Source organism: Marinobacter sp. V34 (assembly GCF_055524115.1).
In genome coordinates this window covers 502,959-517,313 of sequence record NZ_JBUPZY010000002.1, presented here as the reverse complement: position 1 = coordinate 517,313, position 14,355 = coordinate 502,959, and the positions used below count along the sequence as shown (strand labels likewise).

13 protein-coding genes are annotated in these 14,355 nt (G+C 57.5%); 4 read left to right on the top strand and 9 right to left on the bottom strand.

What is annotated here, in order from left to right; genetic code table 11:
• Nucleotides 1-119 precede the first annotated feature (119 nt).
• Nucleotides 120-1,697, bottom strand: a complete 1,578-nt coding sequence (locus AC0B60_RS05400; protein WP_465084644.1) for a methyl-accepting chemotaxis protein — start codon at nt 1,695-1,697, stop codon at nt 120-122.
• 157 nt (nt 1,698-1,854) lie between these two features.
• Nucleotides 1,855-2,721, bottom strand: coding sequence for a carboxylate/amino acid/amine transporter (locus tag AC0B60_RS05395; RefSeq protein ID WP_465084642.1), 867 nt, complete (start codon nt 2,719-2,721; stop codon nt 1,855-1,857).
• 165 nt (nt 2,722-2,886) lie between these two features.
• On the opposite strand from AC0B60_RS05395, the gene AC0B60_RS05390 reads away from it, so the two are divergent.
• Complete coding sequence (locus AC0B60_RS05390) at nt 2,887-4,275, top strand: MATE family efflux transporter (RefSeq protein ID WP_465084702.1); 1,389 nt, start codon at nt 2,887-2,889, stop codon at nt 4,273-4,275.
• Between the two features lie 14 nt (nt 4,276-4,289).
• Here AC0B60_RS05390 and AC0B60_RS05385 read toward each other — a convergent pair whose 3' ends face one another.
• Entirely contained in the window at nt 4,290-5,285 is a 996-nt protein-coding gene (locus tag AC0B60_RS05385) for a GGDEF domain-containing protein (protein ID WP_465084640.1), read from the bottom strand.
• A 239-nt stretch (nt 5,286-5,524) separates the two neighbouring features.
• Here AC0B60_RS05385 and AC0B60_RS05380 point away from each other — a divergent pair, with 239 nt between their 5' ends.
• On the top strand, nt 5,525-6,649 hold the full coding sequence (locus AC0B60_RS05380) for an HD-GYP domain-containing protein (RefSeq protein ID WP_465084638.1): 1,125 nt from the start codon (nt 5,525-5,527) through the stop codon (nt 6,647-6,649).
• 18 nt (nt 6,650-6,667) lie between these two features.
• On the opposite strand, the gene fghA is transcribed toward AC0B60_RS05380, so the two are convergent.
• The 3 genes from fghA to AC0B60_RS05365 all read right to left on the bottom strand — a co-directional run bounded on the left by fghA (nt 6,668) and on the right by AC0B60_RS05365 (nt 9,058).
• Nucleotides 6,668-7,513, bottom strand: coding sequence for an S-formylglutathione hydrolase (gene fghA, locus AC0B60_RS05375; RefSeq protein ID WP_465084636.1), 846 nt, complete (start codon nt 7,511-7,513; stop codon nt 6,668-6,670).
• 36 nt (nt 7,514-7,549) lie between these two features.
• The gene (locus AC0B60_RS05370) at nt 7,550-7,969 is read right to left on the bottom strand and encodes a CBS domain-containing protein (RefSeq protein WP_465084635.1); all 420 of its coding nucleotides are present in this window, start codon (nt 7,967-7,969) and stop codon (nt 7,550-7,552) included.
• 117 nt (nt 7,970-8,086) lie between these two features.
• On the bottom strand, nt 8,087-9,058 hold the full coding sequence (locus AC0B60_RS05365) for an alpha/beta fold hydrolase (protein WP_465084634.1): 972 nt from the start codon (nt 9,056-9,058) through the stop codon (nt 8,087-8,089).
• 243 nt (nt 9,059-9,301) lie between these two features.
• Here AC0B60_RS05365 and AC0B60_RS05360 point away from each other — a divergent pair, with 243 nt between their 5' ends.
• The gene (locus tag AC0B60_RS05360; RefSeq protein ID WP_465084632.1) at nt 9,302-10,660 is read left to right on the top strand and encodes an alanine/glycine:cation symporter family protein; all 1,359 of its coding nucleotides are present in this window, start codon (nt 9,302-9,304) and stop codon (nt 10,658-10,660) included.
• A 138-nt stretch (nt 10,661-10,798) separates the two neighbouring features.
• Nucleotides 10,799-11,452 carry a peroxiredoxin gene (locus AC0B60_RS05355; RefSeq protein WP_465084630.1) on the top strand — a complete coding sequence of 218 codons (654 nt, stop codon included), beginning with the start codon at nt 10,799-10,801 and terminating at the stop codon, nt 11,450-11,452.
• Between the two features lie 76 nt (nt 11,453-11,528).
• Here the strand turns inward: AC0B60_RS05355 and AC0B60_RS05350 are convergent, their stop codons facing one another.
• The 3 genes from AC0B60_RS05350 to AC0B60_RS05340 form a co-directional block, all read right to left on the bottom strand.
• Nucleotides 11,529-12,311 carry a MetQ/NlpA family ABC transporter substrate-binding protein gene (locus tag AC0B60_RS05350; protein WP_465084629.1) on the bottom strand — a complete coding sequence of 261 codons (783 nt, stop codon included), beginning with the start codon at nt 12,309-12,311 and terminating at the stop codon, nt 11,529-11,531.
• A gap of 181 nt (nt 12,312-12,492) precedes the next feature.
• Nucleotides 12,493-13,170 carry a methionine ABC transporter permease gene (locus AC0B60_RS05345; RefSeq protein WP_007155138.1) on the bottom strand — a complete coding sequence of 226 codons (678 nt, stop codon included), beginning with the start codon at nt 13,168-13,170 and terminating at the stop codon, nt 12,493-12,495.
• A complete protein-coding gene (locus AC0B60_RS05340; protein WP_465084700.1) occupies nt 13,170-14,177 on the bottom strand; it encodes a methionine ABC transporter ATP-binding protein in 1,008 nt (335 codons plus the stop codon). The genes AC0B60_RS05345 and AC0B60_RS05340 overlap by 1 nt, the downstream gene beginning before the upstream one ends.
• Nucleotides 14,178-14,355 lie beyond the last annotated feature (178 nt).

Below are 14,355 nucleotides of genomic sequence, written 5' to 3'. Positions count from 1 at the left end.
TAGATGAGGTATGCCGAAGGCCTGCTTCAGCAGATGGGGCGAGATTCTGCCAGCACTCCGTACAGGATGCCAGCCAGGGCTGGCACCGGGATGCAAACATCTCCGGTGCCGGCCGATAACTAGCCGTTTTTACTGACGAACCGGGAGACCAGGTCTTTAAGTCCGCGCGACATATGGCTCAGGCTGTTACTGCTGTCCTTGGCAGACTCCGCCTGCTGGGTACTATGATCAGCCAGCTCGGCAATATTGACCACCTGGTGGTTGATCTCCTCGGATACCTGGCTCTGCTCCTCGAAAGCCGCCGACATGCTGATGAAACTGTCGGATATATCGTGGATCGATGACACGATTTCCTGCAGGGATGTTTCTGCCTCCCGCACCTTCTCCAGGCCCCTGCCGGCATCCTGCTCCCCTTCACGGGTGGCCTGAACGGCTTGCTCCACCTGGCTACGAAAATCATCAATGACTTGCTGTATACGTACTGTGGAGTCCCGGGTGCGGCGGGCCAGCGACCGGACCTCGTCCGCCACCACAGCGAACCCACGCCCCTGCTCACCGGCACGCGCGGCTTCGATGGCCGCATTCAGCGCCAGCAGGTTGGTTTGTTCAGCAATGTCTGAAATCAGACTGGCGGCCTCACCGATGCTTTCCGTCGAGGCACCAAGTTTCTGGATAGCCGTACCGATGCCGTTAACCCGAGTGACCAGCTGTTCGATGGCCGTCAGAGCCTCACCACTGCGTTTGCTGCCGGTGGCTGCCATTCGATTGGCCTCTTCCGCCACTTTTGCGTTGCCGTTAACGGTTTCGGTAACTTCCTGGATCGACACCGTCATTTCGTTTATAGCCGACGCGGTCTGGTCAGTTTCGGCCCGCTGTTTGCCAATCGACTCGGCGCCCTCACTGATATAACCATGGCTGGCTCTGGCATGCTCATACAGAAGCTCCGCCTGGTCATCAATCCGGGCCAGGGCTGTACGAATCCTCGCTTTCTCACTCATGATCAGCATGGCCATTTGCGAGAACAGGCCGCTTTCATCGCTGTAGGTCCGTGCCACAATGGCATCGCGGAAGGCATCAGGGCGCAAGTCAAGCAGGCTCTGCAGGCGAACGGTAATGGACCTGAGGGTTAGCCCCGCTGCCAGCACATGGGCAAGCACGATCACGCCGATGGCCATCCCGGAATTGCCCAGCATGGTCAACGCCATCAGGCTCAAGACCAGCGACAGGGCAAAGGGCCATCCTGACCGCAAGACGGATGCAATCCGACTCTGGACACTGACAGCTGCCTTGCCGGAAGACAGCTTCGGGTAAAGCTTTTCAGCCCGTGCCACCTGCTCACGGGTTGGCGACACCCGTACCGACTCGAAGCCAGTCATTTTCCCGTTCTCAAGAATAGGGGTCACGTAAGCGCTCACCCAATAGTGGTCACCGGTCCTGGTGCGGTTCTTGACCACGCCCATCCAGGGTTTACCGGCCTTAAGGTACTCCCACATACCCTGGAATACGGCTGACGGCATATCCGGGTGGCGGATTACGTTGTGGGGCTGGCCTACCAACTCCTCTCGAGAGAAACCACTAATGTCGACGAACTCGTCGTTGCAGTAGGTAATTACACCTCTTGGATCGGTGGTGGTAATCAGTCGACCGCTTTCGGACATTCTGACTTCACGCTGGGTAACCGGAAGGTTTTTTCTCATTGCAGGCTGTCTCCCTGACATGGCCATTCCACATTTGGTCTGGCAATTATGGCAACTGTAAGCGTAGACGCCGTCAGCGAATATTGTGAAATATACGATATCCCGAGGATGTCAGAGCGAACCCGGGACCGCCCTTTGCAGGCAACCGGGAATACCGTTACGCCGCCAGCCTTGCCTGCGGATGAAAACGCGCATTCAGCCACAGCGACAGGGCGATAACACCGCCGCCGATAGCCAGTCGCAACAGGTCGGCATCCCGGTTCCATATCACCAGATTAACGAGCAGTCCCGCGGGCACCAACACGTTATTCATGATCGCCAATGTGCCTGCATCCACGTGGCACGCACCCCGGTTCCACAGGAACAGACCGATACCGGACGCTGCCAGGCCCAGCCAGGCAAGAATGCCCCACTGCAGTGAGGTGCTGGGTAGGCGGCTGGCGTCGCCGAAGATCAGGAAAGATGGCAGGGCAATGATCAATGCCCCGAAAAAGAAATAACCAAACGTGCGGTAGGCTGGCAGTTCCGTCGGGAAGCGCATCATGGTGTGCTTGTAGCCGACCTGGCCCGCCGCAAAGGTGAAGTTGGCCACCTGCAACAGCAGGAAACCGGTGATGAAGCCCTGGCTCAGGCCATCGTAACGAATGATTCCCGCACCCAGCGTTGCTACAGCCGCCGCAACCAACGCAACCGGCGAGAAGCGACGGTAGAAGGCGTCGTCGATCAGGGTGACGTACAGCGGCGTGAAAATGGTAAACAGCAGAACTTCCGGCACTGTCAGGTAGCTGAATGAGCGATACAGGCACAAATAGGTCACACCGAACTGCAGCATGCCGGTGACCAGTACGCCCAGCTTCAAGCCGCCTGGAACCCCTCGCCAGCGGGTCAGCGGCAGAAACACCAGGGCGGCAAGAACCACACGGGTCAAGACCGCAAAATCGCTGTCCACACGCCCGGCCAGAAATTCGCCAATCAGGCTGAACGAGAATGCCCACAGGACTGTTACGAAAATCAGAAGACCCATACTACCCGCACCTGAAACATTGGAAAGCGGCACTTTACCCGCTACTACACTGAGTTGTACACAGTGCCCCGGAAACACCTTATGACATCCGGAATGAGGAATAGGGTACCATCCCGCGTTCCTGACAGTTTCCGATTTACGTTTCCGGCCCGGGCTCACGAATCCATGGACGAAACCCACCAGCCATTACCCGAAGTCCGCCAGCCGCTGGTCCAGCGAACGCTGACCGAGTGGCGCACGCTGGCCGTGCTGGGCGGACCGATTTTGATCGCCCAGGTGGCGCAGATGGCCAACGGTGTCATTGATACTGTGATGGCAGGCCATGCCAGTGCAAAGGATCTGGCTGCCGTGGGTATTGGCAGTAGCCTGTGGATGCCGGTGTTCCTCTTTTTCATGGGGCTTTTGGGGGCCCTGCAGCCGATCATTTCCGGTTATAACGGTGCGCGCACCACCGAGAAAATCATGCCCGCAACCTGGCAGGGGCTTTATATCGCAGCCGGCGGTTCGGTGCTCATGATTCTGCTGCTGACCAACGTGCACCCGGTACTGGATGCCCTCAAACTGGAGACCGGCACCGCCCGTATCACCCAGGGTTACCTGGACGCCTTCGCTTGGGGCATCCCTGCGATGTTGATGATCATGGCACTAAGGGGGCTGACGGACGGGCTGGGCCATACCCGGGTGATTATGGCCTTCTCAGTGCTAGGAACCCTGATCAACCTTCCCCTCAACTACATCTTCATATACGGCAAACTCGGCCTCCCGGCCATGGGCGGAATCGGCTGCGGATGGGCGACATCCATTTCCAACGGCGTTGCGGCCCTGGCGTTGCTGATCTACCTGAACCGCAGTGAGGTGTATCGCCGCTTTCACCTGCTGGCGGACTGGGCCAAGCCAGACGCCGAGGGCATCCGCTACATCCTGCGCCTGGGTATTCCCATTGGTTTCACCATCTTCGTGGAAGCCAGCATGTTCTCGGTTATTGCCCTGTTCCTGGCCCCGCTGGGGCCAGTGATTGTGGCAGGGCACCAGATCGCGCTGAACGTGGTATCGCTGGTATTCATGCTGCCGCTGAGTATCGGCATGGCGTTGACCCTGCGAGTGAGCTTCCTGGTGGGTGCCAAAGCGCCGAATACTGCCCGGCTCATCGCCCGCAGTTCGCTGATTCTGGCGTCAGCGGTGGCGCTGGTATTTGCCGTGTTGCTGTTTGTATTCGCAGAGGGTATTGCAGCGCTTTACACCAGCGAGCAGGGTGTTCAGGCCGTGACAGTTACGCTGCTGGTGTATGCGGCCTTCTTCCAGATCGCCGATGTAATTCAGGTGACCTGCATCAGCGCCTTGCGGGGGTACAAGGACACCAGCATTCCCATGTTCATCATGTTGTTTTCGTTCTGGGGAGTAGGGTTGCCACTGGGATGGATACTGACGTTTACCGACTGGCTACTACCTGCCATGGGGGCCGCTGGTTTTTGGGTTGGGCTTACCTGTGGGCTGGCATCCGCCAGCATCCTGCTGGGGTTGCGATTGTTCCTGTACTCGCCAAAACCAGAATAATCTTGCGGGGGCAGTCACGCAGGGCTGGCGACAACATCGTCCGCGTAGACAATACGGTCGCGCCCGGTGTCCTTTGCCTCGTAAAGCGCTTCATCCGCCCGTGCCAGCCAATCGTCAGGCTTTTCGCCAGCCTGGAGTAGGGCAACGCCAAAGGAGGCGGTAACCTGTCCCCCGGGGTGACGCAGGAACTTGTGCATGATGTGCTGCAGGTTGTGCATGACCGCCCTCAACCCGGTTGAGTCCACCCCCGGCATCAGCAACACAAACTCTTCACCGCCGAAGCGGAAAAGTTGATCGGACTTGCGGATGTTCTGCTCGATTAACGCCACCATTTCCACCAGCACGTCATCGCCCACGTTGTGCCCATACTCGTCATTGATCTTCTTGAAATAGTCGATGTCCAGCAACACCAGGGCGTAGGAGATACCGTTTCTGGAGGCGCCGGCAACGGCCATTGCCAGTTCCTGATCCATGGAGCGGCGGTTTTTGACGCCCGTAAGGGGATCGATTGTGGCCAGGTGTTCCAAGCGCTCCCGCTGGTTCTCGTTCCGATGGGCAAAAACATAGGCACAGCAACTAACGACCATAGCCGTGGCGGCAAAGGTCCACATCTGGACAAGAGAGCTGAAGGCCACGCCATGCACCATCAGGGCCAGCACGGCGGCCAAATTGATAAATATTGCGTAGCGGGGCTCCGTCAGGAAGAAACTTGTCACCAGGCACGGATATAGCCAAAACAGCCCAGGCTCTCCGACCAACGCTCCGACTGTGACCGCCCCACCGCAGGCCACCAGGGCCATGGCAAATCCACTGCGGGCGGTATCACCTGTTATCCAGGCATAAAGCGTTCCTGCAGTGATCGCCAACATAATACCGAGATCGACCACCCCGGCCAGCACGTTGCCCTGGACAAACCGCATTACCGCAAAGGGGGTGATTCCCAGAATGGCACTGATGGCCAGCAGCGTGATGATGGACAGCCTGAAATCGGTTTTCAGACGATAGAGCATAGTGACAGTACATCCCTGCCGGGTTCTTGTTAGCAAACTATCATAGCGCAAGATTTACCCCGCAAAGACGGACGCAACGAAATTTAACAAACACACAAATGAAATACCTTGTTAAATAGCGGGACGCTGATTCCCATATCATCACAAACGCCCCATCTCGTCCTTTCAACAACTGGAGTTGCTATCGGCATAGGGGGTAAACTTGAGCATTACTATAATAAGCACCAGGAAGCCATCGAGTGCAGAACCTTCTTCGTATCGCACCCGGCGCATTGACCATCGGAAAACCCTTGCCCTGGACGGTCTATGACGCCGATGGCAATGTACTGCTGAGGCAGGGCTACGTCATCCAGAATGATCTTCAGCTGGAGCAACTGTTCGAGCGTGGATTGTTCCAGCCCCGGACGATTGAGCGCCCCAGCGATGATGATGTTCAGGAAGATATCCGTGCCCGCAACCCATTTGCGGATTACCCCGTGTTGCTGCAAACACTGGAGTCCACGCTAAACACCATTACCAACCAGGATGACAGCGCCCGTCAACGGGTACTTGGCCTGTCGCGAATGATTGACCAGATGTGCCAGGAATCGCCGGAGGCCAGCCTGGCACTGGTGCACCTGTACTCCATCGAACCCACCATTCATGAACAGATCCTGTTCTACGCCATTCTCTGCCAGTTTACTGCACGCCGGTTCGGGCTTGATGACAAACGGACGGCTGTACTGATCAGCGCTGCGCTGACAGCGAACCTGGCCCTGGTGCCGGTAGCCGACAAACTCAATGCTTCCAACCGGGTATTGACCGACGAGCAACGCGCGGTGATACGCAAACACCCGGAACGCAGTGTTCAGGCACTCAAAGAGGCCGACATCACCAGCCCACTGCTACTCAAAATCATTGCGCAACACCACGAACAGGCGGACGGTTCGGGCTATCCCAATGGGTTGAGTGGTACCGACATACGGGGTGAGGCGGAAATCCTGGCGCTGGCGGAACGCTATGTGGCGATGATAACGAAGCGGGCCTACCGCGAACGAATGAATATTACCGAAGCCCGCAAACTGATCGCTACGCTGGCCGACGGCAAGTTCCGCCCTGCCATTCCGCGGGCTCTGCTGGCGATTCTGACCGACTATCCGCCGGGAACTCTGGTGAGGCTCGCTAACAACGAGGTGGCGGTGATCGTTCGGCGTCCGCACCGGCACCGTGGCCCGTTCGCCAAAGCCATCATCGGCCCCAGGGGCAACCGTTACGGCGGAACCTTTGAGCGGGACTGCAGCCAGCTGGATTTCAATATCGTGGACGTTGAGCAGCCTGAAGTGATGCCTTCCATGGATTTCGGGCTGCTCTGGGGCTTCCACTAACGCCCTACGCGTTCCGCATTATCCCAAGCCCAGCGCCTGGGCATGATGTTCGAGATGATCGTCAATGAACGAGGCGATGAAGAAGTAGCTGTGATCATAACCCCGGTGCATTCGCAGGTTGATGTGGTGATGGACTTTCTCACATGCTTCAACCAGCGCTTCGGGATTGAGCTGACTTTCAAGGAAGTCATCCGCTGTACCCTGGTCCACCAGCAGCGGTAAGCGTTCCCTCGCTGCGGAAATCAACAGTGTCGCATCCCACTCTTCCCAGGCTTTGGGGTCATCCCCCAGATAACCGCTGAACGCTTTCTGACCCCAAGGACACTCGCTAGGGTTGGCAATCGGCGCAAAAGCAGACACTGATTTGTACTGCCCGGGATTCTTCAGCGCAGCGATCAGTGCCCCATGACCACCCATGGAATGGCCACTGATACTGCGATCCTCCGTCACCGGCAAGTGGCCTTCCACCAATTGCGGCAATTCCTTTACCACATAATCGTACATGCGGTAGTGAGGGGCCCAGGGTTGCCGTGTGGCGTTTAGATAGAAACCGGCACCGCTGCCGAAGTCGTAACTGTCATGCTCTCCGGGCAGATTCAGACCACGAGGGCTGGTGTCAGGGCACACTATGGCGATTCCCAGCTGCGCCGCTTTTTTCTGGGCTCCGGCCTTTTGCATGAAATTCTGATCGGTACAGGTCAATCCTGACAACCAGTAAAGAACCGGCACTTTTTGAGGGTTGCTGCCCACGGCAACAGGGGGAAGATACACCGCAAACTCCATATCGCAGTCCAAAGCTGCCGAGTGGTGCTGGTAGCGCCGGTGTTCGCCGTCGAAACAGACGTTGGTGGAGAGCAGTTCCATGGGTACCTCTCAGTAGGAAAATTCACAGTCTTCTGACTACGCGTATTTCGGTACTTCTATGCCGTAACCGGCCTTTGCAAACTCTGCCAGGATGGCGGTGCGGGTCACAATGCCGATCAAACGGTCATGATCAACCACCGGATAGACTTTGGGCTTGCCTGCACCGAGGTTCTGGGCCAGATCCACGACAGACATTTCCGGAGATATGGTGACCGGATTGCGAAACATAACGTCGTCCACGATCGGGTCACCTTCGTGGTGGTAGTTGCTCACTAACAGGGCGTGAATACAGTCCTGCTCGGAAACAAACCCGATCACCTTGCGGTGATCATCTACGACCGGCAGACCCGTGACGTGGTTATGAAGCAGTGTCTTGACCACTTTGGTTAAAAGCGTTCCACGACGAATGGGCTCGATGTGGTTCCACATGACATCGGATACTTTTAGCGATTGCATGGCAGGCTCCCTGACCAGTCATATTCTGGATTCGTCCCTCTTTAAACATAGGCAATGGGGGCGAAAACTGGAAGTATAAACCCTCCACCCGCGATCTCTTTTTGCGGGCACGGGCCGTCAGCCGTTGCCCTGCCATGGCTGTGGCGACATGGTTTCAAACCCGATCTCGGCAAAACGCGACAACAGAGGTTCCGGAAGATCGTGGCCCATGCCGTCAATCATCTCAACGCGGGCATGGGGCATCAGGTATCCCAACTGCTCCGCAGCCACCGGCCGCACCAGCGGGTCAGCCTTACCATGGATCACAGATACCGGCACCCGTATACGGCGTGTCGCCGATGACAGGCTGCCAGTGGCGAGGATGGCACGGGTCTGGCGGAGAATCCCGGCCGGATGATAGCTACGCCGGAACTCCCGTACGATCCGGTCCCTCACTTCCTGTTCGCGAGGTGGGTAGCCTGGGCTCTGAATCGCCTTCCAGAAGTCCAGGGAGCGTGCGACGACCGCAGCCTCGTCATGCCCTTTCGCTCCGATCCCTGCCAGGCGCCAGATCAGCTTTGATTTCGGCATTGGCAGGCGCGGGCTGTTGGTGGAGGTCATGATCAGCGTTGCAGAGCGCACGCGCTCGGAATGGTTGGCCGCCACCAACTGGCTGATCATTCCTCCCATGGACACACCCACCAGATGGGCACTGGTCAAGCTCAGAGCGTCCATCACGTTGCACACATCCTCCGCCATGTCATGCAGGGTATAGGGCGCGGCGATCGGCAGGCCCATCCGGTGCCTCGCCATGACCGCAACCGGGTGGCCCTCAAGACGATTCTTGAGGTGGGATGAAAGTCCAATGTCACGGTTATCAAACCGGATTACCCGGAAGCCCTCACGGGCGTACTGGTCCAGAAGCGCTTCCGGCCAGAGCGTCATCTGCGCCCCCAACCCCATTACGAAGATCACAGGCTCCCCGGCGGGATCTCCCCGGGTTTCCACACAAAACGAAAGCTCGCCTGCCTGGACGTTAACGGTCTCGGGCGTGGCGTTGACCAACGTATCGGCAGCGCTGCAATCAGAATGTATTAGGGTTTCCGGCATAGAGGGACTCCTGAGATAACCAATCCACAGCTTAACCCGAGAGCCTCCAAATCCAATAGCTTTGCAGACCCACGGCGCGTCAGAACGGCAAATTCTTTACAGCGAATATTTACAGACAAAAATAAGCATATAAACTCAATGAGTTATACGCCTCCGCCAAGCTCAGATCTGTATTATTCAGATCCATATTTTCCTTGTCGCGGAAGCGCCTCAATACCAAGGCACAAACACAGGGAGATTCCCATGGAAGCCTTTGAGTCGTTTATAAGCAGCATTAACGCACTGGTCTGGGGCCCACCCATGCTGGTGATGATTCTTGGTGTCGGCCTGTTTCTGAGCATTGGCTTGAAGCTGATGCCGGTATTGAAACTGCGGGCCGGTTTCCAACTGATGTGGAAGGGCCGAACCGGCGCCGAATCAGAGGGTGAAATACCCCCGTTTCAGGCCCTGATGACCGCGCTGTCAGCCACTGTCGGCACCGGTAATATCGCCGGCGTTGCCACGGCGGTGTTTCTGGGCGGGCCCGGTGCCCTGTTCTGGATGTGGCTGACCGCCCTGGTAGGGATGGCGACCAAATATTCGGAGGCGGTACTGGCCGTGCGGTTCCGGGAAGTGGACGAACGCGGCGCCTACACTGGTGGCCCCATGTATTATATTCGCAACGGCCTGGGCAAAAAGTGGGCCTGGCTGGGTGTGCTGTTTGCGATCTTCGCAGCAGTGGCCGCGTTTGGCATTGGTAACACGGTGCAGGCCAATTCGGTGGCTGATGTTCTGGAAACCAACTTTAACCTGCCACACTGGATTACCGGCCTTGTGTTGATGGTACTGGTGGGCCTTGTCCTGATCGGCGGCATCAAACGCATCGGGCAGGTGGCGAGCACGTTGGTGCCGTTTATGGCCATCGCTTATGTCCTGGTTGGCCTGATGGTACTGGCCATTAACGCCGATCAAATCCCGAGTGCCATCGCCATGGTGTTCACTCACGCATTCAGCCCGGTTGCCGCCGAAGGTGGCTTTGCAGGCGCCGCCGTCTGGGCCGCTGTTCGCTTTGGTGTGGCTCGCGGCATTTTCTCGAATGAGGCCGGCCTGGGTTCCGCCCCTATCGCCCACGCGGCAGCACAGACCAAAAACCCGATCAACCAGGGCATGGTCGCCATGCTGGGCACATTCATCGACACGATCATCGTGTGCAGCATTACCGGTCTTGTCATCATCAGCTCTGGCGCCTGGACCTCTGGTGAAACCGGTGCCGCGCTGACCTCGTTGGCCTTTGAAACCGGCCTCCCCGGGTTTGGCAATTACGTTGTCGCCATCTCCCTGGCGGTTTTTGCTTTTACCACCATTATTGGCTGGTCGTTTTACGGCGAGCGCTGCATTGAGTTCCTGTTCGGCGTCAAAGCCATCGTGCCGTACCGCGTGATCTGGATATTGGCGATACCGGTCGGTGCCACCATCAACCTTGGCCTGATCTGGCTGATCGCCGACACGCTTAATGCCATGATGGCGCTGCCGAACCTTGTGGCCCTGCTGTTATTGAGCCCTGTGGTGTTCAAGCTCACCCGTGAACATTTCGAGAAGGAGCGTTCACTCGGTGTTGACTGATACGCAGTCGGAGACGGATGAGGCAGGTCAACGCCCCTTGGTTTTCCCCCATCCGTCTCCACTGTTTATCGTATAGACTGAATCTTATGCCGGCGCTTCGTCCGGCCGGACTTTTGTGTCATCAAAGGAGGAAACGCGATGAGTTTACGTCTGGGAGATACCGCACCGGATTTTGAACAGGATTCCAGTGAAGGCAGGATCGATTTTCACGAATGGCTGGGCAACAGCTGGGGCATACTGTTCTCACACCCCGCTGATTTTACCCCGGTGTGCACCACAGAGCTGGGCCTGACGGCCAAGCTGAAAGACGAATTCGCCAAACGTGACGTCAAGGCGATCGCTCTGAGCGTGGACCCGGTCGATTCCCACAAGGAGTGGATCAAGGACATCAACGAAACCCAGGGTTGTGCCGTCAATTTTCCGATCATTGCAGACCATGATCGCAAGGTGTCCAGCCTTTACGACATGATCCACCCCAGCGCCAATGAGACGCTGACCGTGCGGTCGCTGTTCGTGATCGACCCGAACAAGAAAATCCGCCTGATGATCACCTACCCGGCGAGCACCGGCCGCAACTTCAACGAAGTGCTCCGGGTAGTCGATTCTCTGCAGATGACCGACATCCATAAAGTGGCGACACCTGGCAACTGGGAGCCCGGCGGCGACGTGGTGATCGTGCCGTCCCTGCAGGATGAGGATGAAATCAAGGAACGTTTCCCGAAAGGCTATAGGGCGGTGACGTCCTACCTTCGGATGACGCCGGACCCAGGGTCGAACTGGAGTGGCGAATAAGCGCTGAACGCGCGATTCGCTGAAACGAAAAAGCCGGGCTGATGCCCGGCTTTTTTATGCCATATCGTTCCTGGCCTCAGAATGCCGGAACCACGGCTCCCTCGTACTGCTTCTTGATAAACGCCTTGACCTCATCGGTGGTCAGCACCTTCGCCAGTTTCTGGATTGTCTCGTCGTTGGCGCGGCTTTCATGGGCCACCAGGATATTCACGTACGGTGACTCAGCACCCTCGATCACCAGTGCGTCCTCAGTCGGATTAAGCCCGGCTTCCAACGCGTAGTTGGTGTTGATCAGCGCCAGATCCACCTGGTTCAGAATACGCGGCAGGGTAGCTGCCTCCAGTTCCTTGAATTCCAGGTCTTTCGGGTTATCAGCGATATCACGCGGCGTAGCGGTGATCTTGCTGCCGTCCTTCAGGGTGATCAGACCGGCTTTCTGCAGCAGAAGCAATGCGCGGCCACCGTTGGTGGGATCGTTGGGAATCGCCACTGTGGCGCCGTCTTCAAGGGCTTCCAGAGAGTCAATCCGGCTTGAGTAGGCACCGAACGGCTCAACGTGAACACCCACTACGCTGACCAGATTGGTACCACGGCCGTCATTGAACTCGTCCAGGTACGGCTGATGCTGGAAGAAGTTCGCGTCCATCCGCTTTTGATCCACCTGTACGTTCGGTTGAACGTAATCGGTAAACACCTTCACATCCAGCTCCACACCCTGTTCCGCCAGCTTGGGCTTAACAAATTCCAGGATCTCGGCGTGAGGTACCGGGGTGGCTGCCACGGAAAGCTTTTCCGCAAGGGCAGCGGAAGAGAATGTTGCAACGGCAGCCACTGCCACCAGAGTCTTCTTGAAGTTCATAAGCACGTTCTCCTGCGGGTATTGTCAATGAATTCATCTAGCCTTTGGAGTACGGCAGACGGTGGGAGGCAACTGCCGAAAAACGCCCGTGAATACATCCCTGTAGGGCTCGGTCGCGCCATCCTTGGCGCTCTACGTTTTCGGAAGTTGCCTCCCACCGTCCGCCTAGATCAGGCTTCTGTTATTTGCGGCTGAAATACAAAACCAGGCGATCGCCAGCCATTTGTAGCAACTGTACGAAAATAACCAGTAATGCGACGGTAATGACCATGACATCGGTCTGAAATCGTTGATAACCGAAGCGGATGGCGAGATCGCCAAGACCGCCGCCGCCGACAACGCCGGACATGGCCGCGTAAGACACCAGCGTAATGGCTGTGACCGTAATACCGGCGATGATGCCCGGCAACGCCTCTGGCAGAAGGGCTCCGAACACTATCTGCTTTACCGTGGCGCCCATCGCCTGGGTCGCTTCAATAATCCCCCGATCAACTTCGCGCAGTGAGGTTTCCACCAGGCGCGCGAAGAAAGGAGCACCACCGGCCACCAGTGGCGGAATCGCACCAGCCACGCCAAGAGATGTACCGATCAACATCACTGTGAACGGGATCATCACGATCAGCAGAATGATAAACGGTACGGAGCGCAGCACGTTCACCACAAAGGACAGCACCGCATAGGCGATGGGCTGCTCCAGCAGTTGGCGCTTGCCGAACAGGAACAGCAGCACACCGACCGGCAACCCAATCAGCACGCTGAACAGCAGTGACATGCCCACCATCACCAAGGTGTCCCAGCTGGCCCAGCCGATTTCGGTCCAGTCCACGTTACTCAACAGGTCTCCCATCAAGGCTTCCATCAGCGCAGTACCTCCACGTGGACATCCGCCGCTTCAAAGGCCTGCATGGCGGTATCGAGATTGCCGCCCACCAGCGACAGTGTCAGCTGGCCGTAGGGCGTATCCTTGATGTGGTCGATGCGGCCGGAGAGGATGCTGAAATCCACGCCGGATTCCCGCGCCACGCTACCGAGCAACGGCGTGTAGGTGGATTCGCCACGGAAGGTCAGGCGCAGAATTCGCCCTTTGGCGTGCTGCAGGTCCTGCTGCATTTCCTCGTGGTCGATGCTTTCGCTCTCGAAGACGAAGTCCCGGGTGGTGGGATGTTTCGGGTGCAGGAAGACATCACTGACCGCGCCCATTTCAACGACTTCACCGGCATCCATCACCGCCACCCGGTCGCAGACACGGCGCACCACGTCCATCTCGTGGGTGATCAGTACGATGGTCAGGCCGAGCTCGCGGTTGATGTCCGCCAGCAGCTTCAACACCGATTGGGTGGTTTGCGGGTCCAGGGCACTGGTAGCTTCGTCGCAAAGCAGTATTGTCGGGCGGCAGGCCAGGGCGCGGGCGATGCCAACACGCTGTTTCTGCCCGCCCGAAAGCTGCGACGGGTATTTATCGGCCTGATCCACCAGGCTGACCCGTTTCAACAACTCGTCCACCCGGTCACGGATCTCGGTGCGGGAATAAATGCCAGCCAGTTTCATGGGAAAAGCGATGTTATCTGCCACGGTTTTGGAAGACAGCAGGTTGAAGTGCTGGAATATCATGCCCACCTTGCGGCGGAAGGCCCGCAGCTCGCTGGCGTTGTAGCCGGTGATGTTTTCATCGTCAATCAGGATGCGCCCACCGGTGGGTGGTTCCAGCAGATTGATCAGGCGCACGAGGGTGGACTTGCCCGCGCCGGAGTGGCCGACGATGCCAAACACCTCGCCGGTGTCGATGGTCATACTGGTGGGGTGTAACGCGGGGATCGCCCGCCCACCTACCTGGTAGGACTTCTGTACCTGGTCAAATACAATCACAACGTTGCCTTGTGAACGCTTTGTCAGCGCCTTGTGGGTGCAGAGGTAAAACGCGCGATTATAAACCAAACCGATGGCAAACCCGAATCCGCCACCTTGGTAAATCCCCTTACACCATTCGACACCTGACACAGAGGCCACGACTGAACTAGACTGATTCATTACAAGAACATGACAA